Source organism: Sphingomonas changnyeongensis (genome assembly GCF_009913435.1).
Lineage (GTDB): Bacteria > Pseudomonadota > Alphaproteobacteria > Sphingomonadales > Sphingomonadaceae > Sphingomonas_B > Sphingomonas_B changnyeongensis.
The window spans coordinates 96,014-120,698 of sequence record NZ_CP047895.1 but is presented as its reverse complement, the minus strand read 5'-3'; the positions used below and the strand labels follow the sequence as shown (position 1 = coordinate 120,698).

General features: G+C 70.3%; 17 protein-coding genes and 5 pseudogenes. 20 read left to right on the top strand and 2 right to left on the bottom strand.

Features of this window, described 5'->3' with window-relative positions; all coding sequences use genetic code 11:
* Positions 1-48 precede the first annotated feature (48 nt).
* The 7 genes from GVO57_RS00660 (at position 49) to erpA (ending at position 7,339) form a co-directional block, all read left to right on the top strand.
* Positions 49-879: a response regulator gene (locus GVO57_RS00660; RefSeq protein ID WP_160591005.1), complete on the top strand. Its 831-nt coding sequence runs from the start codon at positions 49-51 to the stop codon at positions 877-879.
* A gap of 50 nt (positions 880-929) precedes the next feature.
* Positions 930-1,667: a sigma-70 family RNA polymerase sigma factor gene (locus GVO57_RS00655; protein ID WP_160593742.1), complete on the top strand. Its 738-nt coding sequence runs from the start codon at positions 930-932 to the stop codon at positions 1,665-1,667.
* Between the two features lie 303 nt (positions 1,668-1,970).
* Positions 1,971-4,724 carry a bifunctional [glutamine synthetase] adenylyltransferase/[glutamine synthetase]-adenylyl-L-tyrosine phosphorylase gene (locus tag GVO57_RS00650; RefSeq protein ID WP_160591003.1) on the top strand — a complete coding sequence of 918 codons (2,754 nt, stop codon included), beginning with the start codon at positions 1,971-1,973 and terminating at the stop codon, positions 4,722-4,724.
* 5 nt (positions 4,725-4,729) lie between these two features.
* The gene (locus tag GVO57_RS00645; RefSeq protein ID WP_160591000.1) at positions 4,730-5,191 is read left to right on the top strand and encodes a peroxiredoxin; all 462 of its coding nucleotides are present in this window, start codon (positions 4,730-4,732) and stop codon (positions 5,189-5,191) included.
* A 59-nt stretch (positions 5,192-5,250) separates the two neighbouring features.
* Positions 5,251-6,057 carry a ferritin-like domain-containing protein gene (locus GVO57_RS00640; RefSeq protein WP_233281410.1) on the top strand — a complete coding sequence of 269 codons (807 nt, stop codon included), beginning with the start codon at positions 5,251-5,253 and terminating at the stop codon, positions 6,055-6,057.
* 227 nt (positions 6,058-6,284) lie between these two features.
* Entirely contained in the window at positions 6,285-6,941 is a 657-nt protein-coding gene (locus GVO57_RS00635; protein WP_233281409.1) for a M23 family metallopeptidase, read from the top strand.
* A gap of 71 nt (positions 6,942-7,012) precedes the next feature.
* A complete protein-coding gene (gene erpA / locus GVO57_RS00630) occupies positions 7,013-7,339 on the top strand; it encodes an iron-sulfur cluster insertion protein ErpA (protein WP_407695733.1) in 327 nt (108 codons plus the stop codon).
* A gap of 97 nt (positions 7,340-7,436) precedes the next feature.
* Here erpA and purL read toward each other — a convergent pair whose 3' ends face one another.
* On the bottom strand, positions 7,437-9,650 hold the full coding sequence (gene purL, locus GVO57_RS00625; RefSeq protein ID WP_160590994.1) for a phosphoribosylformylglycinamidine synthase subunit PurL: 2,214 nt from the start codon (positions 9,648-9,650) through the stop codon (positions 7,437-7,439).
* Positions 9,651-9,682: 32 nt separating this feature from the next.
* Entirely contained in the window at positions 9,683-10,219 is a 537-nt protein-coding gene (locus tag GVO57_RS00620) for a DNA-deoxyinosine glycosylase (RefSeq protein ID WP_160590992.1), read from the bottom strand.
* Between the two features lie 76 nt (positions 10,220-10,295).
* Here GVO57_RS00620 and GVO57_RS00615 point away from each other — a divergent pair, with 76 nt between their 5' ends.
* The 13 genes and pseudogenes from GVO57_RS00615 to murC all read left to right on the top strand — a co-directional run bounded on the left by GVO57_RS00615 (position 10,296) and on the right by murC (position 24,681).
* Positions 10,296-11,285, top strand: a complete 990-nt coding sequence (locus GVO57_RS00615; protein WP_160590990.1) for a cysteine synthase A — start codon at positions 10,296-10,298, stop codon at positions 11,283-11,285.
* A 69-nt stretch (positions 11,286-11,354) separates the two neighbouring features.
* On the top strand, positions 11,355-11,696 hold the full coding sequence (locus GVO57_RS00610; protein ID WP_233281408.1) for a hypothetical protein: 342 nt from the start codon (positions 11,355-11,357) through the stop codon (positions 11,694-11,696).
* A 301-nt stretch (positions 11,697-11,997) separates the two neighbouring features.
* Positions 11,998-12,459 (top strand): division/cell wall cluster transcriptional repressor MraZ, encoded by a 462-nt coding sequence (locus GVO57_RS00605; protein ID WP_160590989.1) that lies wholly within the window; start codon positions 11,998-12,000, stop codon positions 12,457-12,459.
* On the top strand, positions 12,456-13,442 hold the full coding sequence (rsmH, locus tag GVO57_RS00600) for a 16S rRNA (cytosine(1402)-N(4))-methyltransferase RsmH (RefSeq protein ID WP_160590987.1): 987 nt from the start codon (positions 12,456-12,458) through the stop codon (positions 13,440-13,442). Before GVO57_RS00605 ends, rsmH begins: the two co-directional genes overlap by 4 nt.
* Positions 13,439-14,065 (top strand): hypothetical protein, encoded by a 627-nt coding sequence (locus tag GVO57_RS00595; RefSeq protein WP_160590985.1) that lies wholly within the window; start codon positions 13,439-13,441, stop codon positions 14,063-14,065. Before rsmH ends, GVO57_RS00595 begins: the two co-directional genes overlap by 4 nt.
* Positions 14,066-14,160: 95 nt before the next feature.
* Entirely contained in the window at positions 14,161-15,786 is a 1,626-nt protein-coding gene (locus GVO57_RS00590; protein ID WP_160590983.1) for a peptidoglycan D,D-transpeptidase FtsI family protein, read from the top strand.
* Positions 15,787-15,789: 3 nt separating this feature from the next.
* Positions 15,790-17,208, top strand: a complete 1,419-nt coding sequence (locus GVO57_RS00585) for a UDP-N-acetylmuramoyl-L-alanyl-D-glutamate--2,6-diaminopimelate ligase (RefSeq protein WP_160590981.1) — start codon at positions 15,790-15,792, stop codon at positions 17,206-17,208.
* Positions 17,205-18,593, top strand: a pseudogene (locus GVO57_RS00580) (UDP-N-acetylmuramoyl-tripeptide--D-alanyl-D-alanine ligase); the annotation flags it as partial. The gene GVO57_RS00585 and the pseudogene GVO57_RS00580, both read left to right, overlap by 4 nt.
* Before the next feature lie 13 nt (positions 18,594-18,606).
* Positions 18,607-19,677 (top strand): phospho-N-acetylmuramoyl-pentapeptide-transferase, encoded by a 1,071-nt coding sequence (gene mraY / locus GVO57_RS00575; protein WP_160590979.1) that lies wholly within the window; start codon positions 18,607-18,609, stop codon positions 19,675-19,677.
* A pseudogene (murD, locus tag GVO57_RS00570) lies at positions 19,674-20,956 on the top strand (UDP-N-acetylmuramoyl-L-alanine--D-glutamate ligase). The gene mraY and the pseudogene murD overlap by 4 nt, the downstream one beginning before the upstream one ends.
* Positions 20,953-22,157: pseudogene (locus GVO57_RS00565) on the top strand (FtsW/RodA/SpoVE family cell cycle protein). The pseudogenes murD and GVO57_RS00565 overlap by 4 nt, the downstream one beginning before the upstream one ends.
* Positions 22,158-22,222: 65 nt before the next feature.
* Positions 22,223-23,279 (top strand): annotated as a pseudogene (locus GVO57_RS00560) (UDP-N-acetylglucosamine--N-acetylmuramyl-(pentapeptide) pyrophosphoryl-undecaprenol N-acetylglucosamine transferase).
* A pseudogene (gene murC / locus GVO57_RS00555) lies at positions 23,276-24,681 on the top strand (UDP-N-acetylmuramate--L-alanine ligase). The pseudogenes GVO57_RS00560 and murC overlap by 4 nt, the downstream one beginning before the upstream one ends.
* Positions 24,682-24,685: the final 4 nt, after the last annotated feature.

Sequence of the window (24,685 nt, the reverse complement as noted above, 5' to 3'; positions counted from 1 at the left end):
TTCCGCCGGTAGCGGCAACACAGGCGACGATTGGAGGACTGGTCGAACATGACGCTTGGTCAACATCTGGCCCCGCATCTGCCCTTTCTGCGCCGCTATGCCCGCGCGCTGACCGGCGATCAGGCGCAGGGCGACGCCTATGTGAAGGCGACGCTGCAGGCGATCGTCGATGCGCCGGAACAGTTTCCGCGCGACATCGATCCGCGCCTCGGCCTGTATCGGACGTTCCAGGCGATCTGGGGATCGGTCAACGGCGCCAATGACGATGAGCCGGGGGCGGGGCGTGCGCCGGTCGCGGGCGGCGTGGCGGACGGCGTGATCGGGGACGAGGCCGTGGCCCATGCCCGGCTGGCGCGCCTGACACCGCTGCCGCGCCAGGCGCTGCTCCTGACCGCGATGGAAGGCTTCACGCTTGCCGACAGCGGCTATCTGCTCGGGGTCGATGCGGGCGAGGTCGAGACGCTGGTCGCCGAGGCGCTGGCCGAGATCGAGGCGCAGACCCGCGCCGATGTGCTGATCATCGAGGACGAGCCGATCATCGCCATGGATCTGGAGACGATCGTGCGCGATCTCGGCCATGACGTGACCGGCGTTGCCGTGACCCGTGACGAGGCTCTGGCGCAGGCGCGCGCGCGCCGCCCGGGGCTGGTGCTGGCTGACATTCAGCTGGCCGATGACAGTTCGGGGATCGACGCGGTGCGCGACATATTGGGCGAGTTTGCGGTGCCCGTGATCTTCATCACCGCCTTTCCCGAGCGGCTGCTGACCGGCGAACGGCCCGAGCCGACCTTCCTGATCACCAAGCCGTTCCAGCGCGCAACCGTGAAGGCGGCGATCGCCCAGGCGCTGTTCTTCGACCGCGCGACCGTGCCCGCTTGAGCAGGCGGCGGCGGTCCCCGTCCGGGCCGTCGCCCGCGCCCGCAGGCGGGATCGCCGGCCACGTTCCTCAAGCCGGGCAGGATTCCGGCCCGGAAGCATTTGCGCCCGGTGCGCCGCCGCATCGGCCGCTCAGCGATGCGGCGTTCCGTGATCAGCTGGCGCTGGTCATCCCGCATCTGCGCGCCTTTGGCCGGTCGCTGTCGGGCAATCGCGATCTGGCCGACGATCTGGTGCAGGAAACGCTGATGAAGGCCTGGGCGGCGCGGGCGCGTTTCCAGGCGGGAACCAACATGCGCGCCTGGACCTTCATGATCCTGCGCAACCTGTTCCTGTCGCAGATGCGGCGTGCGCGCTTTCGCGGCGAATGGGACGAGCTGGCGGCGGACAAGCTGCTGGCGGCCCCGGCGGGGCAGGACCGGCATGTCGAGCTGGCCGATATGCACCGCGCGCTGCTGCATCTGCCCCGGCCGCAGCGCGAGGCGCTGATCCTGGTCGGTGCGGGCGGCTTTGCCTATGAGGAAGCAGCCGAGATCTGCGGGGTGGCGGTCGGCACGATCAAGAGCCGCGTGGCGCGTGGCCGCGTCGCGCTCGAGGCGCTGCTCAGCGAAGGTGGGATGCCGTCGCGCCGCGAAGACCGGCGCGCGCCGGGCCTGACCGCGCTCGAGACGATCATGGCCGATGTCGATCAGCTGAGCGCCGGGCCGCCCGGTTCCGCCGGATCGTCCGATGCGCCGCCGGCGGCCGCGCTGGCGTCGCGCGAGCCGCCGGCCGGGCGCAGGCCGGGCTGATAAGGGATGTCGTCCAGCTGTCTGGCGAGCGTGTCCCAGTCTGCCGGCCAGGGGGCCGGATCGGGCGGCACGGCGTGGCATGGGTCGTGCCGGTCCCGGCCGGTGCCGAAGGCGGCGGCAAGCGCGCTCCCGATCCGTTCGACCTCCGCAGGCTGAACGGCTGCCCGGCGGGGGCTTGGTGCGGGGGCGGGGGATCAAACATATTTTAGGGTGAACGCAGAACCGGGCTCCGGGTTGCCGGGTGCGCAGGCCGGGCACCGACGCGGTTGCAGCCGCCGCGCGCTTTGGCCACATCTGCGCGTCATGGACCCTGCCGCGCCGCCGCCCCGCTCCTCCGCCGCCGACCGGCATCCGCCAGCCGATCCCGCCGCCCCTGTGGCGGCGGCGCGCGACGCCATTGCCCGCGCGCGCGCCCATGCCCCGTTTCTGCGCCACCTGCTCGACCGTCATCCCGATCTGGACGCGTTGCTGGCGGCAGGCGATCTGGCCGGCGCGCTCGCCGCCGCGCGGGCCGAGACGCCGGGGGATCCGCTCGCGCGCACGCTGCGCCGGCTGCGGGCGCGGCTGGCGCTGGTGCTGGCGATCGGCGATCTGGCCGGGCTGATCGATCTCGAAACCGTCACCGCCACGCTGTCGGATCTGGCCGATCTTGCGCTCGACCGCGCGATCGCGGCGGCGATTGCCGAGCGCACGCCCGGCGCGCCCATCCGGGGCTTTGCCGCGATCGCGCTTGGCAAGCATGGCGGGCGCGAGCTCAATTATTCGTCGGACATCGACCCGATCTTCCTGTTCGATCCCGACACCCTGCCCTGCCGCCCGCGCGAGGAGCCGGGCGAGGCGGCGGTCAGGATCGGGCGGCGCGTTGTCGAGCTGCTGCAGGCGCGCGATGCCGATGGCTATGTGTTCCGGGTCGATCTGCGGCTGAGGCCCTCGCCCGAGGTCACGCCCATCGCGCTGCCGGTGGAGGCGGCGATCGGCTATTATGAATCGAGCGCCCTTGCCTGGGAACGCGCGGCGTTCGTCCGCGCCCGCGCGGCGGCGGGCGATGCCGATCTGGGGCGGATGTTTCTTGAGGCGGTGCGCCCCTTTGTCTGGCGGCGCGCGCTCGATTTCGGCGCGATCGGCGAGATGCAGGCGATGTCGCGCCAGATCCGCGCGCATCATGCCGCCGGCCAGATGCTGGGTCCGGGCTTCGATCTGAAGCGCGGCCGGGGCGGCATCCGCGAGGTCGAGTTCTTCACCCAGATCCACCAGCTGATCCATGGCGGGCGCGACCGCGAGCTGCGCCTTGCCACCACGCTCGATGCGCTGGCTGCGCTCGCCGCGCGCGGGCTGGTCGAGGCGGGCGAGGCCGGGCGGCTGGCGACCGCCTATCGGCTGTATCGCGCGATCGAGCACCGGCTGCAGATGGTCGATGACCGGCAGACGCATGAACTGCCCGCCGATGCCGCGGCACTCGATTCGGTCGCGCGGCTGCACGGGCTGGACGACGGGGCGGCGCTGGTCGCCACGCTTGCGCCGCATGTTGCCGCCGTGGCCGACATCTATGGCGCGCTGGGTGCCGATGCCGCGCCGGGCCTGCCGCTTGACGATGACGCGCTCGACCGCGCGCTTGCCGAGGCCGGGTTCGATCCCCCCGGCCCGGCGCGCGCGACGATTGCGCGCTGGCGCGGCGGCGGCGTGCGCGCGCTGCAGAGCGCGGCCGCGCGGGCTGCACTGGAAGACATGCTGCCGGTGCTTGTGACCGCGCTGGGCCAGGCCCCCGATCCCGATCGTGCGCTGCACCGGCTGGACGACATTGTCGCGCGCGTGCCGACCGCGCTCAACTTTTTCCGCCTGCTCGCCGCGCGCCCGGCGCTCGCCCGGCTGCTCGCCGGCATTCTCAGCCATGCGCCGGCGCTTGCCGCCGATCTCGGGCGGCGGCCCGACCTGCTCGACGGGCTGATCGACGCCACCGCCTTTGCGCTGCCGCCCGATCTGGGCACGCTCGCCGCGCAGTTTGCGGGCGGCGATGCGGACCGGGGCTATGAGGGGCTGCTCGATCATGTCCGCCAGGCGGTTGGCGAACGCCGCTTTGCGCTCGGCGTGCAGATTATCGAGGGTGCGAGCGACCCGCTCGACGTCGCCGCCGGCTATGCGCGCGTCGCCGAGGCGGCGCTGGTCACGCTCGCCGATGCGGCGATTGCCGAACATGTCGCCGCCCACGGCCGGGTTCCGGGCAGCGAGCTGACGATGATCGCGCTCGGCCGGCTCGGCGGGCGGGCGCTGACCCATGCGTCGGACCTTGATCTCGTCTATCTGTTCACCGGCGATTTCATGGCCGAATCGGATGGGCCGCGCCCGTTGGAGGCGACACGCTATTATGCAAGGCTTGCCCAGCGCGTGACCGCCGCCTTGTCGGCACCCACCGCCGCCGGGCCGCTTTACGATGTCGACACCCGGCTGCGCCCGTCGGGGGCGAAGGGGCTGCTGGCGGTCACCGTGCAGTCCTTTGCCGATTATCAGGCGCGCGAGGCCTGGACCTGGGAACATATGGCGCTGGCGCGCGCGCGCCCGGTCTATGGGTCGCCGGCGGCGCGGGCGGCGGTGCAGGCGGCGATCGACGCCGCGCTCGGCGCGCCGCGCGACATCCCTAAGCTGCTGGCCGATGCGGTCGCGATGCGGCGCGACATGCGCGCCCACAAGCCGCCCGCCGGGCCGCTCGACGCCAAGCTCGTCGAAGGCGGGCTGGTGGATCTGGAGTTCTGCGTCCATGTCGCCCAGCTTGAGCACCGGACCGGCGTCGATCCCGATCTGCGGCGCGCGATTGCCGCGCTTGTGGAGGCCGGGCATCTGCCGGCCGCGCTCGGGCCCGCGCATGACATGCTGACCCGGCTGCTGGTGACGCTGCGCCTCGTCGCCCCCGATGCGCAGGAACCGCCGCCGCCCGGCCGGGCGCTGGTCGCCCGGGCCTGCGGCTTTGCCGACTGGCCGGACCTGCTTGCAGGCTATGCCGCCGCGCGGCAAAGCGTCGCTGAATGCTGGGCGCGGATCGTCGCGCGGAGCGAGGAGGGCTGAGGATCATGGTTCAGGTCGGCGACATGGCACCCGAGGCGGCGTTCGAGGCGATGGACGGCGCGCAGACGACGCTGGCCGCGTGGCGCGGGCGCAAGCTGGTGCTCTATTTCTATCCCAAGGATGATACGCCCGGCTGCACCAAGGAAGCCCAGGCATTCTCCGAACTTGCCGCCGCGTTCGATGCCGCCGGCACCGCCATTCTGGGCGTGTCCAAGGACAGCGCGAAGAAGCACCAGTCCTTCACCGCCAAATATGGCCTTTCCTTTCCGCTCGCGACCGACACCGACAACGCACTGCTCGAAGCGTTCGGGGCGTGGGTGGAAAAGAGCATGTATGGCAAAACCTATATGGGCATCGACCGGTCGACCTTCCTGATCGATGCCGAAGGGCGGATCGCGCGCATCTGGCGCAAGGTGAAGGTGCCCGGCCACGCCGCCGAGGTGCTGGCCGCCGCCCAGGCGCTGTGACGCCGCCGGAATCGGCCAGCGTCTCGGATCGGGCCGGCCGGGCGAATCGGGCTGGCATCGTGGATCGCGGTGGCTGGGCGGATGTCGCCGGCGCGGCGCGGGCGGTGCTCGATGCGGCGGACCCGGCGGACAAGGTGCGTGCCGCCCGTGCGGCGGCGCGGGCATGGCGGCTGGGCCGCCTCGCGCACGGCTTTGCCACCCCGATGCCCGATCGCCCGGCCCGCCCCGCGCGGCCCGAGCTGCTGCCGCCCGCGCGCATGCCCAAGCGCGGGCGCATGGGATCCGATGCCTCCCGCGTCGCGATGATCCATGCGCTGGCGCATATCGAGTTTGTCGCGATCGATCTGGCCTTTGACCTGATCGGCCGCTTCGGCGCGCTGTTCCCGCCCGCCTTTGTCGATGACTGGATGCAGGTGGGGGCGGAGGAGGCGATGCATTTCGCGCTGCTCGACCGGCGGCTCGGCCAGCTCGGCTCGGCTTATGGCGACCTGCCGGCGCATGACGGGCTGTGGCAGGCGGCGACCGCGACGGCTGCCGATCCGCTCGCCCGGCTGGCGGTGGTGCCGATGGTGCTCGAGGCGCGCGGGCTTGATGTCACGCCCGCCACCATCGCCCGGTTCGATGCGCTTGGGGACCACGCAACCACCCGGATTCTGACGCGAATTCTGAACGATGAGGTGCGCCATGTCGGCGCAGGCAGCCGGTGGTTCAAATGGGGGTGCGAATCACGCGGCCTCGATCCGGCACCGCATTGGCGGCATCTGGTTGCCACGCATTTTCGCGGGGTCGTTAAGCCACCGTTCAACGACTCGGCGCGTGCCAAGGCCGGTCTGCCCCGCGACTATTATGCGGTAGCTTGTCATTAACCCTGCGACCCCAGACAACCGCGATCAGCCGGAGCGGGGGGAGACCGCGACGGCATCTCACGGGTCCGGACGGGCGAATGTCCGCCGGCTCCAAAGCCCGGCAAGTCCGTGTGGCGCAACGCCATCTGGGGATTGTCGGGCGCAGGGTCGCTGGGGTTTGGATGCGTTTGTTCGGAAACGATAAACAAGGCTGGATCCGTTTGTGGGCCGCATGCGCCCGCAGCATCGTGGTCGCCGCTTCGCTGATCCTGGGCGCCGTGGCGCTCGGCACGCCCGCTGCCGCCGATCCGGGCCGCACCGATGCCGCCGCGACCAAGTCCGATGCCCAGTTCCGCGCATTGTTCATGACGTGGAAGCGGCTCGACCAGGCCGAGCATGGCGTGATGTCGGTGCCGTCGATCAAGCCGGTCGATAACCTGACCCTGACCTCGTTCTTCGGCGTGCGCGCCGATCCGTTCCGCGGCACCGCCGCGATGCATGCCGGGGTCGATATTCCCGGTGCGGTCGGCACGCCGATCTACGCCACCGCCGACGGCATTGTCGGCCGCGCCGGCTGGTATGGCGGCTATGGCAATCTCGTCGAACTCGAACATGGCCAGGGCCTGCAGACCCGCTACGGCCATCTGTCGCGGATCATGGTCGCGCCGGGCGCGCGGGTGAAGCGCGGCGACGTGATCGCGCTGATGGGCTCGACCGGCCGTTCGACCGGCAGCCATCTGCATTATGAAGTGCGCATGGACGGCCGTGCCGTCGATCCGATGCCGTATCTGGACACCGAACGCTATGCGGTGGCGATGCGCCAGCGCGTCAATGCGATGACCGCGCGGCTTGCTCAGGGCGGCCCTGAGGATCTGGCCCCCGAACAGACCGGCAGCGCCGACTGACAGCCCGCACACCGCGCCTGGCACGCCCGAGCTTGCCGCGCGGGGCCTGACCCCCTAACTTATCGGACATGATCGATCCGATTCAGCTGACCCCGTCGGCGGCCGCACGCGTGGCCGCCATTGCCCAGCGTCAGGGCAAGCCCGCGATCCTGCGTCTGTCGGTCGAAGGCGGGGGCTGTTCGGGGTTCCAGTATCGCTATGGTCTTGCCGACACGGTCGAGGCCGATGACGTGCGCGTCGATACCGACGGGGTGGCGCTGGTCGTCGATCCGGTCAGCCTTGATCTGGTGCGCGGCGCGGCGGTCGATTTCGTCGAGGATCTGGGCGGCGCGGCGTTCCGCATCGTCAACCCCAATGCCGCCTCGGGCTGCGGCTGCGGCGCCAGCTTCTCAGTCTAGAGCTTCGGCAAACCGGGTCGAACGCCCGGCGGAGCGAAACCAGGTTTGACAGGCGCGGCAGCCGCTTTCGGGGCCGCCGCGCCTGATCCTTTTCCTGTCAGGCCGCCGGACCCATCAGCGCGGGGAAAAAGCCCTCGTGTGCGGCGCGCAGCTCGTCGAGCGTGATCGCGCAGTCGCGGTCGGGCCGTTCGAAGATGATCCGCGACCGGATCGTCCGGCCCAGCGGCTCGACCGGCACGCCGGCGGCGTCGGCGGTCGCCAGAAACTCGATCAGCGCGCCGTCCTCGACGGTGACGATGTACAGCCCCTGATCCTCGCCGAAGAACGACCGCGCACAGTCGAACGGCTGCGGCTTGTCGATGATCGCCCCGATGCCGCCGGCCAGCGCCATTTCGGCGATGGCGACCGCGATGCCGCCGTCCGACACGTCATGGGCGGCGGTGACATGGCCATGCTCGATCGCCGCGCGCACCAGCTCGCCCGCCCGGCGTTCGGCCGCCAGGTCGACGGGCGGGGGCGGGCCGTCCTCGCGGCCATGGATTTCGCGCAGCCACAGCGACTGGCCGAGATGCCCCGAACGTTCACCGACGACGAGGATGATGTCGCCCACGCCCTTGAACGCGATCGTCATCGAGCGCGACCAGTCGTCGAGCAGGCCGACCGCGCCGATCGCCGGCGTCGGCAGGATCGCGCTGCCCGTTCCGTCCTCATTCTTGGTTTCGTTGTAGAGCGAGACATTGCCCGACACGATCGGCATGTCGAGCGCGGCACAGGCCTCTGCCATGCCCTCGATGCAGCCGACGAACTGGCCCATGATTTCGGGCCGCTGCGGGTTGCCGAAGTTCATGCAGTCGGTGGTGGCAAGCGGGCGCGCGCCGACCGCGCACAGGTTGCGGAACGCCTCGGCAATCGCCTGACGGCCACCCGTCACCGGATCGGCAAAACAGTAGCGCGGCGTGCAGTCGGTGGTGATCGCCAGCCCCTTGTCGGTGCCATGGACGCGGACCACGGCCGCGTCGCCGCCGGGGCGCTGCACGGTGTCGGCGCCGACCATATGGTCATATTGTTCCCAGATCCACCGCCGGCTGGCGAGATCGGGCGAGGCGAGCAGCGCCTTCAGCTCGCCGGTGATGTCGATGCTTTCCGGCACATCGGCCAGCGGCGCGCGCGGCGGCGTCGGCACGTGCGGCCGGTCATAGACCGGGGCATCGTCGCCCAGCGGGCCGAGCGGAATGTCGGCGGCGGTCGCACCCTGCCATTTCAGCACCAGCCGCCCGGTGTCGGTGATCCGGCCGATGACCGCGAAATCCAGTTCCCATTTGCGGAAAATCGCCTCCGCCTCGGCCTCGCGGCCGGGCTTCAGCACCATCAGCATCCGCTCCTGGCTTTCCGACAGCATCATTTCATAAGGCGTCATGCCGGTTTCGCGGCAGGGCACGGCATCCATGTCCAGCTCGATGCCCACGCCGCCCTTGGACGCCATTTCGACCGAGGAGGAGGTGAGCCCCGCCGCGCCCATGTCCTGGATGGCGACGATGGCGTCGGATGCCATCAGCTCAAGGCATGCCTCGATCAGCAGCTTTTCGGTGAACGGATCGCCGACCTGCACGGTCGGGCGCTTTTCCTCCGAATCCTCTGAGAAATCGGCCGAGGCCATGGTCGCGCCGTGGATGCCGTCGCGCCCGGTCTTGGAGCCGACATAGACGACCGGATTGCCGATGCCGGCGGCTGCCGAATAGAAAATGCGGTCGGTGCGCGCGACGCCCACCGTCATCGCGTTGACCAGGATGTTGCCGTCATAAGCGCGGTGGAAGTTCACCTCGCCGCCCACCGTCGGCACGCCGACGCAATTGCCGTAGCCGCCAATGCCGTGAACGACGCCGGCGATCAGGTGGCGCATCTTGGGATGGTCGGGCCGGCCGAAGCGCAGCGCATTCATGTTGGCGACCGGCCGCGCGCCCATGGTGAACACGTCGCGCAAAATGCCGCCAACGCCCGTCGCCGCGCCCTGATAGGGCTCGATATAGGACGGGTGGTTGTGGCTCTCCATCTTGAAGATCGCCGCCAGCCCGTCGCCAATGTCGATGACGCCGGCATTCTCGCCCGGACCCTGGATCACCCAGGGGGCCTTGGTCGGCAGCTTCTTCAAGTGGATGCGCGAGGATTTGTAGGAGCAATGCTCCGACCACATGACCGAGAAGATGCCGAGTTCGGTCAGGTTCGGCTCCCGGCCGAGCGCGGCGAGGACGCGCTGATATTCTTCCGGGGACAGGCCGTGCTCGGCGACGGTTTCGGGCGTGATCGCGGACATGCCCGGCCCTTTAGCGAGGTGGTTCGCTTTCGTCACCCCGCCCGTTGCGCGCGCGCGGCGGATGGCGGCCGGCCGGCAAAGCCGGCAATCGCCGCCCAGCGGTCGCGCTTGGCGGCATAGGGCAGGGCGGCATAAGCGGGGCTGGACGAGGGCAGGTCGATCAGCGCCAGATTCGCCAATCCGGGCAATCCCGCCAGCCGCGCCCGCCCGATCCGTGCGGCGGTCGCGCCGTTGAACGCGATGGCGGCGAGCGCGGGCAGGGTGCGGCAAAGGGCCGCCAGATCATTGGCGTTCGCCGCGCGGATCGCCGCATCGAGGCTGCCGGGCCGCGTCGCATCGGCGATCACGTCCCACAGCCCGATGCCGTGCGCGCCGAGCGTCGCCAGCCGCGCCTCGTAATCAAGCGCGGCCAGATCCACGCCCAGCGCGTCGCCCGCCAGCCGCCAGAACAGGTTGCGCGGATGGGCATAATAGCGCCCCGCCGCCAGCGAGGCGCGTCCCGGCAGGCTGCCCAGCAGCAACAGCCGCGTGTGCGGATCGACGACCGGGGGGAAACAGGCGGCGTGCATCACCGGCAATGTCGGCTTGGCCGCGCCCAAGACAAGCCCGCTTGCCCTGATGCGGCGCGCTGCCTAGGTCAGTGACATGATCCGTTCCGACACACTGGCCCTGATCGGCAACACCCCGCTGGTGCGCCTTGCCGGGCCGAGCGCGGCCACGGGCTGCGACATTTACGGCAAATGCGAGTTCTACAATCCCGGCGCGTCGGTGAAGGACCGGGCGGCGCTCGGCATCATCGAGGATGCCGAGGCGCGCGGCCTGATCGGCCCGGGCGGCACCATCGTCGAGGGAACGGCGGGCAATACCGGCATCGGCCTCGCGCTGGTCGGCAATGCCAAGGGCTATAAGACGATCATCGTCATGCCCGAGACGCAGAGCCGGGAGAAGATGGACACGCTGCGCGCGCTGGGCGCGGAACTGGTGCTGGTGCCCGCCGCACCCTATGCCAGCCCGCAGCATTTCGTGCACACCTCGCGCCGCATCGCCGAGGAAACGCCCGGTGCCTTCTGGGCCAACCAGTTCGACAATGTCGCCAACCGCCATGTTCATATCCGCACGACGGCGGAGGAGATCTGGGAGCAGATGGGCGGGCAGATCGACGGCTTTACCTGCGCGGTCGGCACCGGCGGGACGCTGGCGGGCGTCGGCATGGGGCTGAAGGCGCACGACCCGTCGGTCACCGTCGCACTCACCGACCCGCATGGCGCGGCGCTGTTCAGTTTCTACGAGTGCGGCGAGCTGAAGGCCGAGGGCAATTCGGTCGCCGAAGGCATCGGCCAGGGGCGGATCACCGCCAATCTCGACGGCGCGCCGATCGACATGCAGTTCCGCATTTCCGACGCCGAAGGGCTGGCGCTGGTGCATGAGCTGCTGCGCGACGAGGGGCTGTGCCTCGGGCTGTCGTCCGGCATCAATGTCGCCGGCGCGATGGCGCTCGCCCGGCGGCTGGGGCCGGGCAAGCGGATCGTGACCATCCTGTGCGACACCGGCTTTCGCTATCTCTCGACGCTGCACAATCCCGAATGGCTGGCGGCCAAGGGGCTGGCGGTGCCCGACTGGCGGCAACGGGGCTGAACCGGGGGCAAATCCCCCCACCTGACCAAGCGGCTTTCACTTTGCCGCCGAACGCGTTACCCTGTGCCAATGCCTGAAGACACGCAGGTCCGCATGCAGCGCGTGCGCGTCGGCCTGACCGGCCTGGCCGCCGTGCTGCTGATCGTCGCGGTTTCGACCGCGATCTTTGAATCCGCCAAGGTCCGGCCCGAAGCCGGTCCGGTGGCGGCGGAAGACGTGCGCTCCGGCCAGGCGGTGGCCAACATGATGGCCAATGTCGCCGCCGCACCCAGCGAGCCGCTCGCCGAAATCGGCGTCACCCCGGCGGCGCCCGCCGCCCAGGATCAGGCCGCGCCCGCGCAAAATCCGGCCCAAAACCCGGCCCAGACCCCCGCACAGGCCCCGGTCCAGCCCGCCCAGCCGGCGCGCTGACCCGCATTTTCCCGCGCCGCCCCGCAGCCCGACCATGAACAGGTGAAGAACATGCGCCCGGATTCCGTCCATCCGGCCCGATCCTTGCGGCAATTACGGGGCTTTTGCCCGTAAAATCCCGTGAAAACCCGTTGTCTCCCGTAAGTGCCCAAGCTATGACTCGGCGCATTACGTGGGGCGATTCCTGCTTGGAATGATCGTGGCCGGCTGAGCGACGCATGCGCTTTTCCGGGCGGTCCGCTGTGCGCCCCGCGCGGGAAGAGTGGCGTTGGGCGAGCGAGAGGCCTTTAACGGGTTTGCGATGACCGCGATCGACGGCAAGGGCCGCGTCGCGATCCCCGCCGCCATGCGCGCCGTCATCGAAAAGAATGTCGAGCGGTTCGGCGGCGAGCAGCGCACCGTCGTCATCGGCCTGCACCCCAAGGATCCGTGCCTGATCGGCTATGACCCCGCCTGGCTGAAGCTTGCCCATGCCCGGATCGAGCGCATGGCCGAGGACGCGGGCGACGAGGTCGATTTCAACCTTGCCCGCCGCCGGCTGGGCCTGACCGAAAGCGCGGGCTTCGATGCGAGCGGGCGGTTCATCCTGCCCGATTTCTACGCGATGAAGGGCAGGCTTCTCCCCGGCACCGATGCGGTGTTCCAGGGCGCGGGCAATTTCTTCGAAATCTGGAACCCCGACGTGCTGCTGGCGACGCCCGGCATCGACGAGACGGTCAAGGAACTCGTCGCCTTCACCCGCGCCAAGCGGAGCGCGAAATGAGCGGCGTCCCCACCGCCGCCGATCGCGCGCCGCATGTGCCGGTGCTGCTGGACGAGGTGCTGGCCGGGCTCGCCATCGCGCCGGGCGAATGCCATGTCGACGGCACGTTCGGCGCCGGCGGTTACAGCCGCGCGATGATCGACGCTGGCGCGCGGGTGATCGCGTTCGACCGCGACCCCGATGCCATCGCCGCCGGCCGCGCGGTCGAGGCGGCGAGCGGCGGGCGGCTGGTGCTGGTCCCGCGCCGCTTTTCCGAAATGGCGGCGGCGCTCGCCGAGCTGGGGCAGGGGCCGGTCGATGGCCTGACCCTCGATATCGGCGTGTCGTCGATGCAGCTCGACCGGCCCGAGCGCGGCTTTTCGGTGCAGGCGGACGGCCCGCTCGACATGCGGATGGAGCAGGACGGGCCGAGCGCGGCCGACTGGCTCAACGCGGCCGACGAGGCCGAGATTGCCGACATCATCTACCGTTATGGCGAGGACCGCCGGTCGCGGCGGATCGCGCGCGCCATCGTCCAGGCCCGCCCGCTCGCACGCACGGCGGAACTGGCAGCGGCGGTCCGGCGCGCGGTCGGCTATGTCGCCGGGCGCGACAAGGACCCGGCGGTGCAGGTGTTCCAGGCGATCCGCATCCATCTCAACCGCGAACTGGATGAGCTGGAGGACGGGCTGCGCGCCGCCGAACAGGTGCTGGCCCCCGGCGGTCGGCTGGCGGTCGTCACCTTCCACAGCCTTGAGGACCGGATCGTGAAGGCATTTCTGCGCGACCGGAGCGGTGCTGCGCCCGGCGGCTCGCGCCATCTGCCCGCCGCCGCCGCTGCCCGCGCGCCAAGCTTCGAAGCGGTTGCCCGCCCGGTGCGGCCGGGGGGCGCCGAACTCGCCGTCAATCCGCGCGCCCGGTCCGCCACGCTGCGGGTCGCGCGCCGCACCGCCGCCGCCCCCTGGGGCGCGTCTTCCGCCCCGACCAAAGAGGCAAGAGCATGATCGCCCATCGTCTGCGTCCGATCGGCTGGGTCGCCGGTGTCGCCACCGCGACCCTCGGCTTCTATCTGGTCTCGCTTCAGGTCGCGACCGAGCGGGCGGCGCTGGAGCGGGTGGAGCGGCGGATCGCGGTTGCACGGCGCGATATCCGCCGGCTGGAGACCGAGTTCGCCGCGCGGGCGAGCCTGCGCCAGCTTGAGCAATATAATGGCGAGGTGCTGGCGCTCGCCGCGCCGCGCGCCCAGCAATATCTGACCAGCGACGTCCAGCTGGTGGCGTTCGATCCGCGTTCGCTCGATGGCGCGCTGCCGCCGCCGGGCCAGGTCGCGCTTGCCCGCGCCGAATCGGCTGCCCCCGCGCCCGCGCCTGCCGATGCTGCGCCCGCGCGCCCGAGCTTCAAGCCGGCAATCGTCGAGGATGCCGCGCGTGACGATGCGCCGGTGGTGCCGGCGGCGCGCCGGGTCGCGCCGCTTCAGGCTGTCGCCTATGCCGCGCCCGCGCGCGGCGCGGCGGGGCGGGCGACGCCGGCCCGCATCCCGACGGTCGAAAAGGTCGCGATGCTCGATGATTCGACGCTGGGCGAACTGGCGCGCCGCGCGGCCAAAGAGGCGAAAGCGAAACGGTGACCGGGGCGGCCGCCACCCCCCGTGCGGCGTCCGGAGCGGCGCGGGCGCGCGCCACCGCCAGCCTGCCGGGCGGCCGACCCGTGCCTGATCGCCGCATGCCGCAGGCGACCGTCCATGCGCGGCTGATGCTGCTGATGCTGCTGTTCATCGCGGCCGTCGCGATCATCGGCCTGCGCATCCTGTGGCTGGGCATTGCCGGTGGCGGAGCGGGCGGGGCCGGGGTGGCCGCAACCGCGGCGCGCGGCGACATTTACGACCGCAACGGCGTGCCGCTTGCCCAGACCATCGATGCCTGGTCGATCGGCGTCCATCCGCAGCGGCTGATCAGCGACCGGGCCGAGCTGGCGCAGCGCCTTGCGCAGCTGATGCCCGAACGCAGCGCCGCCGATTATCTGCGCATCCTGAACTCTGGGCGGCGCTTCACCTATCTGCGCCGCCGCGCCGCGCCCGAGCTGGTCGCGGCGGTCAACGCGCTCGGCGATCCGGGGCTGGCCTTTGCGCGCGAACCCGACCGGCTCTATCCGCAGGGCGCGCTTGCCAGCCATGTGCTCGGCTATGCCGATATCGAGGGCCGCGGCGTCGCCGGGATCGAGCGGGTGTTCGATGCCGAGCTGCGCGCGCGGCGCAGCGTCACTTTGTCGATCGACCGCCGCGTGCAGCAGGCGCTCGAATCCGAACTGGGTGCGGCGATGGCCCGGTTCAGCGCCATCGGCGCGGCCGGCGTGGTGATGGACATTCACAGCGGCGAGGTGCTGGCCCTGACCTCGCTGCCCGAACTCAATCCCAACCGGCCCGGCAAGGGTGCGGCGGATGCCGGGTTCAACCGCGCGACGCTTGGCGTTTATGAACTGGGTTCGACGTTCAAGCCGTTCACCGTCGCGATGGCGATGGATCTTGGCGTGGTGCGCAGCCTTGGCCAGCTTTATCAATGCCCCAAGGCGCTGAAGGCCGGGCGGTTCCGGATCACCGACACCCATCCGTTCGGCCGCGCCTGTTCGGTCGCCGAGATCATGCAGGAAAGCTCCAACATCGGCACCGCGCAGATTGCCGAGCAGATCGGCGGCGGGCGGCAGAAGGAGTTTCTGCGCCGGATGCATTTCCTGCGCCCCGTTGCGATCGAGCTGAAGGAACAGGGACGGCCGCTGACGCCGGGGGCGAACTGGGGCGATATCTCGACGATGACCGTCGGCTATGGCCATGGCATCGCGGTGTCACCGCTGCATCTGGCGACCGGCTATGCCACTTTGTTCAACGGCGGGCTGTGGCGGCCCGCCACGGTGATCCGGCGCGGCCCGGCCAATCCGGTGCCGGCGGGCGAACGGGTGTTCAGCGCCGACACGTCCTACAAGATGCGCGCGCTGTTGCGCCTTGTCGTCACCCACGGCACGGGCAGCAAGGCCGATGCGCCGGGCTACCGTGTCGGCGGCAAGACCGGGACCGCCGAAAAGATCGTCGGCGGCCGCTATACCGGGGCGGCGGTCGTCACCACCTTCGCGGGCGTTTTCCCGATGGACGCACCCCGCTATGTGGTCGTCGCCATGCTTGATGATCCCAAGGCCACCAAGGAAACTTTCGGCTTCCACACCGCCGGCTGGAATGTCGCGCCCGTCGTGTCGGGCGTGGTCAGCCGCATCGGCCCGATGCTGGGCGTGATCCCCGATCCGGCGCGCGAGGCCAATCTGGGCGAGGTGCTGCCCTTCATCCGTCCGAAGGGGCACTGATCCATGCGGCTTGGCGAACTGGCCGGCATCGACTCTGCGGCCGAGGTGACGGGCTTTGCCATCGATCACCGCAAGGTCGCGCCGGGCACGGTGTTCGGTGCCTTTCAGGGTGCGCGCGTCAATGGCGAGGATTTCATTCCCGCCGCCGTCGCCGCCGGCGCGGTTGCCGTGGTCGCCCGGCCCGAGGCGCGGGTGGAGGGGGCGGTCCATATCGCCGATGCCGATCCGCGCCGGGCGTTCGCGCTGCTCGCCGCGCGCTATTTCGCGCCCTATCCCGACACTGCCGTCGCCGTCACCGGCACCAATGGCAAGACGAGCACGGTCGAGCTGACCCGTCAGCTGTGGCGGCTGGCCGGGCACAGCGCGGCGTCGATCGGGACGCTGGGCGTCACGACCGCGCACGACCAGGTGGTGACCGGCCTGACCACGCCCGACATCGTCACCTTCCTGTCGAACGTCGCCGGGCTGAGGCGCGAGGGCGTCAGCCATCTGGCGTTCGAGGCGTCGAGCCACGGGCTTGACCAGCATCGCACCGAAGGCCTGCCGGTCGCCGCCGTCGGCTTCACCAATCTCAGCCGCGATCATCTGGATTATCACGGCACGATGGAGGCCTATTTCGCCGCCAAGCTGCGGCTGTTCACCGAAGTGGTCAGCGATGGCGGCCGCGCGGTCGTGTGGGCCGATGACGATCCCTGGTCGGGCCGGGTGATCGAAGCGGCGCGCGCGCGCGGGCTGGATGTGCTGACCGTGGGCATGGCGGGCGAGACGCTGAGGCTGATCGAGCGCACGCCGACCCGGCTTGGCCAGGCGCTCACCATTTCGGCGGGCGGGGCCAGCCACAAGGTCATGCTGCCGCTGATCGGGGCCTATCAGGCGGCCAATGCGCTGGTCGCCGCCGGGCTGGTGGTGGCAACCGGCGGCGATCCTGCGGCAACGCTTGCCCATCTGGCGCGCGTCACCCCGGTGCGCGGACGGCTGGAGCGCGCGGCGATCACGCGGGCGGGCGCGCCCGTCTATGTCGATTATGCGCATACGCCCGACGCGCTTGTCGCCGCGATCGCCGCGCTGCGCCCGCATACCGCGCAGCGGCTGATCCTGGTCTTTGGCGCGGGCGGCGACCGTGATCAGGGCAAGCGGCCCGAAATGGGCCGGGTGGCGGCGGCCGGGGCCGATCATGTGATCGTGACCGACGACAATCCGCGCAGCGAGGATCCGGCGGCGATCCGCCGCGCGGTGCTGGACGGCGCGGTCGGGGCGGAGGAGATTGGCGACCGGCGCGCGGCGATTGCCGCGGCGATCGCAATGGCCGCGCCCGAAGATGTCGTGCTCGTCGCCGGCAAGGGCCATGAACAGGGACAGATTGTGAAGGACCGGGTGCTGCCGTTCGACGATGTCAGCGTTGCGCGCGAGTGCGCGGCATGACGCTGTGGCGCGCTGACGAGATTGCCGCCGCGACCGGCGGTGCCGCCTCGGCCGACTTCGCGGTCGGCGGCGTCGCGTTCGACAGCCGCGAGGTCGGCCCGGGCGACCTGTTCGTCGCCCTGCCCGGCGAGACCAGCGACGGCCACCGCTTCGTCGATCAGGCGGCGGCGCGCGGCGCTGCCGGCATGATCGTCGCCCGCCCGGTCGCACACCCCCATGTGCTTGTCGCCGACACCCACCGCGCGCTCGAGGCGCTGGGCCGGGCGGCGCGCGTCCGGGCCGAGACGGTGGCGGGCGCGCGCATCATCGGCGTGACCGGATCGGTCGGCAAGACCGGCACCAAGGAAGCGATCTTCCGCGCGCTCGACCGGCTGACGCCGGGGCGCGCGCACCGCTCGCTCAAAAGCTACAACAACCATGTCGGCGTGCCGCTCAGCCTGGCGCGGATGCCGGCGGCGACCCGGTTCGGGGTGTTTGAAATGGGCATGAACCATGCCCAGGAAATCGCCGCGCTGACCCGCATGGTGCGCCCGCATGTCGCCGTCATCACCGCGATCGCGCCCGCGCATATCGAAAATCTCGGCTCCATCGAGAATATCGCCCGCGCCAAGGCGGAGATTTTCGAGGGGCTGGAGCCGGGCGGCACCGCGATCATCCCGTTCGACACGCCGCAGCGCGACATTCTGATCGACGCGGCGACCGCGTGCGGCGCGCGCATCGTGACGTTCGGCCTGGGCGCGGGCGCCGATGTGCGTGCGCTCGACCGGGTGCCGGCAAATGGCGGCGGGACGCTGATCACCGTGCAGATGCCGGAGGCGAGCCTGTGCCTGACGGTCGCGCAGCCCGGCGAACACTGGGTGTCGAACGCGCTCGCCGTGCTGGCGGCGGTCGAGGCGGCGGGCGGCGATCTGGGCGTTGCCGGGCTGGCGCTTGCCGAGCTGCCGGGCATGGCCGGGCGCGGCGCGCGGCTGGATATCGAGGTGCCGGGCGGCACCGCGCTGATCATCGATGAAAGCTACAACGCCAATCCGGCGTCGATGCGCGCGACCCTGGGCGTGCTGGCGGCGGAGCCGGCGGCGCGGCGGATCGCCGTCCTGGGGGCGATGCGCGAACTGGGCGAAAACGGCCCGCTTTTCCATGCCGAACTGGCCGGTCCGGTCGCCGATGCCGGCATCGATCTGGCGGTGCTGGTCGGTCCGGAAATGGCCCCGCTTGCCGATGCGCTTGGCGGGCGGGTCGCATTCGTCCATGTGGCCGATGCCGATGCCGCCGAAGCGGCGCTGGCCGGGCGGATCGCGCCCGGCGACGTGCTGCTGGTCAAGGCGTCCAACTCGGTCGGGCTGGGCCGGCTCGTCGCCCGCCTCGGCGCAACCGCGGGCCAAGGGGGGAATAGGGACGATGCTGTATCTGATCGCCGAACAGCTGGGCTTTCCCGGCGTCCTCAACCTGATCCGTTATCTCAGCTTCCGCACCGGCGGGGCGGTGGCGACCGCGCTGCTGATCGGGCTGATCATCGGGCCGCGCTTCATCGGCTGGCTGCGCGTGCGCCAGGGCAAGGGACAGCCGATCCGCGCCGACGGCCCGCAGACCCATCTCGCCAAGCGCGGCACGCCGACCATGGGCGGGCTGATGATCCTGACCGCGCTCACCGTGTCGCTGCTGCTGTGGATGGACCTGTCCAACTCCTATGTCTGGGCGGTGCTGGCGGTCACGCTCGGCTTCGGGCTGATCGGGTTCCTCGATGATTATGACAAGGTCCGCAAGGCGAGCACGGCGGGCGTGTCGGGGCGGATGCGGCTGCTGCTCGAGTTCGCGATTGCCGGCTTTGCCGCCTGGATCATCGTGCGCCAGAATGGCGGGCTGCTCTATCTGCCGTTCCTGAGCAAGCCGGTCGCCGATCTCGGCATGTTCTACATCGTCTTTGCCGCCTTCACGATCGTCGCCTTCGGCAATGCGGTCAACCTGACCGACGGGCTGGACGGGCTGGCGTCGATGCCGGTCATCATCGCCTCGGTCGCGTTCATGATCATCGTCTATCTGGCCGGCAATGCGAAGTTCGCCGCCTATCTCGGCATCCCCCATGTGCCGGGCGCGGGGGATCTGGCGATCATGTGCGGCGCGATCGTCGGCGCGGTGCTGGCGTTCCTCTGGTTCAATGCGCCGCCTGCGGCCGTGTTCATGGGCGATACGGGCAGCCTTGCGCTCGGCGGCGCGCTCGGCGCGCTGTCGGTCGTCGCGCATCATGAAATCGTGCTCGGCATCATCGGCGGGCTGTTCGTCGTCGAGGCGATGAGCGTCATCATCCAGGTGTTCTTCTTCAAACGCACTGGCAAGCGCGTGTTCAAGATGGCACCGATCCACCATCATTTCGAACAGCTGGGCTGGAGCGAGCCGACCGTGGTGATCCGTTTCTGGATCATCGCGCTGGTGCTGGCGCTGGCCGGCCTGTCGACGCTCAAGATCCGGTGATCACCAGCCCGGCCTGGCGCGGCGGACGCTATCATGTGCTGGGGCTGGCGCGCTCCGGCCTGGCGGCGGTCGCGGCGCTCCGGGCCGCAGGTGCCGAGGTGACCGCGTGGGACGCGCATGAGGACGCGCGCGGCGCGGCGCCGCCGGGCGTGGCGCTGGCCGATCCGCTGACGCTGGACCTGACCGGCTGGGCCGGGATTGTCGCGTCGCCGGGCATCCCGGTCAACACCCATGCCATCACTGCCCATGCCGCGCGCACGGCCACGCCGCTGATCGGCGATATCGAGCTGTTCGCCCAGGCGCGGCCGCATCTGCCGCCGCACCGGGTGGTCGGCATCACCGGCACCAACGGCAAATCGACGACGACCGCGCTCATCCATCATCTGCTTGGGCAGGCCGGGGTGCCGGCGCAGCTTGGCGGCAATATCGGCCTGCCGATCCTGGGGCAGCCGCCCTTGCCGGCAGGCGGCGTCTATGTGCTTGAGCTGTCGAGCTTCCAGATCGATCTGACGCACAGCCTCGACTGCGATGTCGCGGTGCTGACCAACATCACCCCGACCATCTCGACCGCTATCCGGACTTTGCCGCCTATGCCGCCGCCAAAGAAAGGCTGTTCGCGATGCAGGGGGCGGGGCGCACCGCGGTGATCGCCGCCGATGATCCCCAGACCCGCGCCATCGCCGGGCGGCTGCCGCGCGCGACGGTGGTGCATGCCGGCGATGCCGCGATGCTGGGCGATCAGGCCGGCTGGCCGGCACTGGCCGGGCCGCACAATGCGCAGAATGTCGCGGTCGCGGTGGCCGCCGTCCGCGCGCTTGGGCTTGATGATGCGGCGATCGCGCGCGGGCTGGCCTCCTATCCCGGTCTGCCGCACCGGATGGAGCGCGTGGCCGAGCGCGACGGCGTGCTGTTCGTCAATGACAGCAAGGCGACCAACCCCGCCTCGACCGCCCCGGCGCTGGCCGCCTATCCGCGCATCCGCTGGATCCTGGGCGGGCTGGCCAAGACGCCCGACCTTGATGCCTGCGCGCCCTATTTCGGGCATGTCCGCCACGCCTATACGATCGGCAAGGCGGGGCCGGGTTATGCACAGATTTTGGCGCCGCACATGCATGTCCGGGAATGCGGAACGCTTGATGAAGCGGTAAGGCAGGCGGCGCGGGACGCGGAACCCGGCGATGTCGTGCTGCTGTCGCCGGCCTGCGCCTCGTTCGACCAGTTCCGGGATTTCGAGGCGCGCGGCGAGGCATTCCGCGCGGCGGTGGAGGCGCTCAGGTGACGGAAGCGACGCTCAGCCAGCGGACGCGCAGAAAGCAGGTGGCCCGGCTCGGCCGCGCCGACCAGTCGGCGCTTGGCCGCTGGTTCTGGGAAATCGACCGGCTGCTGCTGATCCTGCTGACCGTGCTGATCTCGATCGGCCTGCTGGCGGTTGCGGCGGCGGCCCCGGCGGCGGCGCAGCGTTATTCGGGCAATGGCGTGACCGTGGCGGCGCTGCATTATTTCTGGCGGCAGCTGGCCTGGGTGGTGCTGAGCGTGCCGGTGATGCTGGGCATTTCGATGCTGCCCAAGGTGATGGCGCGGCGGCTGGCGCTGGCCGGGGCGGCGTTTTTTCTGGTGATGCTCGCGCTCGTCCCGCTGATCGGGGTCGAGGTCAACGGCGCGCGGCGCTGGATCGGCGTCGGGCTGGGCCAGTTCCAGCCCTCCGAGTTCTTAAAGCCGCTGTTCGTCGTCGCGCTCGCCTGGCTGCTGTCGCTCAAGCAGCAGGACAGGACCTTGCCGGTCGCGCAGATTTCGGCCGCGCTGTTCGGGGCGGTCGCGGTCATGCTGATGAAGCAGCCCGATCTGGGCCAGACGGTCGTGTTCGCGGCGATCTGGATGACGCTGTTGCTGCTCTCGGGCGTGTCGGGGCGGATCATCGGCGGGCTGGTGGGGCCGGCTTTGTCGGCATCATCGCCGCCTATCTGTTCTATCCGGTCGCCACCAACCGCATCAACAACTTCATCTATGGCGAAGGCGATACCTATCAGGTCGACAAGGCCCATGCGACGATCACCGGCGGCGGCTTTTTCGGCACCGGGCCGGGGGCGGGCGAGGCGAAGTTCCAGCTGCCCGAGGCGCATACCGACTATATCTTCTCGGTGATCGGCGAGGAATTCGGGCTGATCGCCTGCCTCGCCATCGCGGTCGTCTATCTCGCCATCGTCGTGCGCGTGCTGCTCAAGCTGCTTGACGAGGATGATCTGTTCACCCTGCTCGCCGCCGCCGGGCTCGCGACCCAGTTCGGGGTGCAGGCGATCATCAACATGGCGGTCAATCTGCAACTCGCACCGTCCAAGGGCATGACGCTGCCGCTGATCAGCTATGGCGGGTCGTCGATGCTGGCGCTCGCGCTCGGCATGGGGCTGCTGCTCGTCTTCACCCGCCGCAATCCCTATCTGAAGCGTTCGCCCTATGTCGTCACCTGGCGGGGGCAGGCATGAGCATCACGGATCTGAACATCCCGCCGATGCGCTTCGTCCTCGCCGCCGGCGGCACTGGCGGGCACATGACGCCCGCCCAGGCGCTGGCCGAGGTGCTGATGGCGCGCGGGCACGAGGTCGCGCTGATCACCGATGAACGCGGCGCGCGGATTCCGGGGCTGTTCGACGGCGTCGCCACCCATGTGCTGCCGGCCGGGCGGCTGGCGGGCGGGCCGCTCGGCTGGCTGCGCGCCGGGCGGTCGATCCTGGCGGGCCGGGCGATGGCGCTGGCGCTCTACCGCGCGATCGAGCCGGCGGCGGTGATCGGCTTTGGCGGCTATCCGGCGCTCCCCAGCCTGATCGCCGCGCTCGGCCGCCGCATCCCCACGGTCATCCATGAACAGAATGCGGTGCTGGGCCGGGTCAACCGGCTGCTCGCCCGCCGCGTCGATGCGGTCGCAACCGCCTATCCCGATGTCGCGCGCCTGCCCGCTGACCTGGCCGAGCAGACCCATCTGGTCGGCAATCCGGTGCGCGCCGAGGTGCTGGCGTTGCGCGACCGGCCCTATCCCCGCTTGATGCCGAGGGGTGTTCCGCATCCTCGTGACCGGCGGCAGCCAGGGGGCGACCATCCTGTCCGATGTCGTGCCCGAGGGGCTGGGGATGCTGCCGCCGGGGCTGCGCCGGCGGCTGCAGGTGACGCAGCAGTGCCGCAGCGAGGATATCGACCGGGTGCGCGCCCGTTACGGCGAACTGGGCATCCCGGCTGATCTTGCCACCTATATGCCCGACCTGCCGGACCGGCTGGGCTGGGCGCATCTGGTGATCGCGCGCGCGGGCGCCTCGACCGTCGCCGAGCTGACGGCGGCGGGGCGGCCGGCGATCCTGGTGCCGCTGCCGGGCGCGACCGACGATCATCAGACGCACAATGTCCGCGAACTGGTCGCGGCGGGCGGGGCGCGGTCGATCGCGCAGGCGCGCTTCACCGCGGTCGAACTTGCCAAGCAGATGCAGAAACTGGGGCTGGAGCCGCAGGCGCTCGAAAATGCCGCGCGGCGCGCGCGCGGGTGCGGCCGCCCCCATGCCGCCGAGGATCTGGCCGATCTGGTCGAAAGCCTCGGCGCTCAGGGACGGGAATCATGAAGGGCATCGGCACCGATATCGGCACCATCCATTTCGTCGGCATCGGCGGCATCGGCATGTCGGGCATTGCCGAGGTGATGCACAATCTCGGCTACCGCGTGCAGGGATCGGACGTGGCCGAAGGCTATGCGATCGAAAACCTCCGCCGGCGCGGCATCCCGGTGATGATCGGCCATGCCGCCGCCAATGTGGAGGGGTGGCCGTCGTCGTGGTGTCGACCGCGATCCGGCGCGACAATCCCGAAGTCGCTTATGCCTATGAACACCGCATCCCGGTGGTGCGCCGCGCCGAGATGCTGGCCGAGCTGATGCGCCTCAAATCGACGGTCGCGGTCGCCGGCACCCACGGCAAGACGACGACGACGTCGATGGTCGCCGCGCTGCTCGATGCCGGGCATATCGATGCGACCGTCATCAATGGCGGCATCATCAACAGCTATGGCTCGAACGCGCGGCTCGGCACGTCCGACTGGATGGTGGTCGAGGCCGATGAGAGCGACGGCAGCTTCCTGCGTCTCGATGGCACGATCGCGGTCGTCACCAACATCGATCCCGAACATCTCGACCATTATGGCGGGTTCGACGCGATCAAGGACGCGTTTGTCGAGTTTGTCGAGAATGTGCCCTTTTACGGCGCGGCGATCCTGTGCCTCGATCATCCCGAGGTGCAGAACATCCTGCCGCGCATCCGCGACCGGCGGGTCGTGACCTATGGCTTTTCCGCCCAGGCCGATGTGCGCGCCAATGCGGTGACGCCCGAGGCCGGGGGCAACCGCTTCGATGTCGCCGTGCGCGACCGCGACGGGCGCAGCCGCGTGATCGCCGATGTGCATCTGCCGATGCCGGGGCGGCACAATGTCCAGAACGCGCTCGCGGCGATCGCGGTTGCGGTCGAACTGGGGGTGGAGGACGATCAGATCCGCCAGGGCTTTGCCCGGTTCGGCGGGGTCAAGCGCCGCTTCACCCGCGTGGGCGAGGTGGATGGCGCGGCGATCATCGACGATTACGGCCACCATCCGGTCGAGATCCGCGCGGTGCTGGCGGCGGCGCGGGAGACGGCGCGCGGCCGGGTGATCGCCGTGTGCCAGCCGCACCGTTTTTCGCGGCTGCACAGCCTGATGGAAGAGTTCGAGACCGCGTTCAACGATGCCGACATGGTCTATGTCACCCCGGTCTATGCCGCCGGCGAGGCGCCGTTGCCCGGCGTCGATGCCGCGGCGCTTGTCCAGGGGCTGAAGGCGCGCGGTCACCGCGCCGCCGCCGAGATTGCCGATGCCGCATCACTTGCCCGCGCGCTGGCGGGCACACTTGGCCCCGGCGATCTGGTCGTGTGTCTGGGCGCGGGCGACATCACCCGCTGGGCGGCAGGGCTTGCCGATGCGATCCGTGCGGAGGGGGCGTGACGGC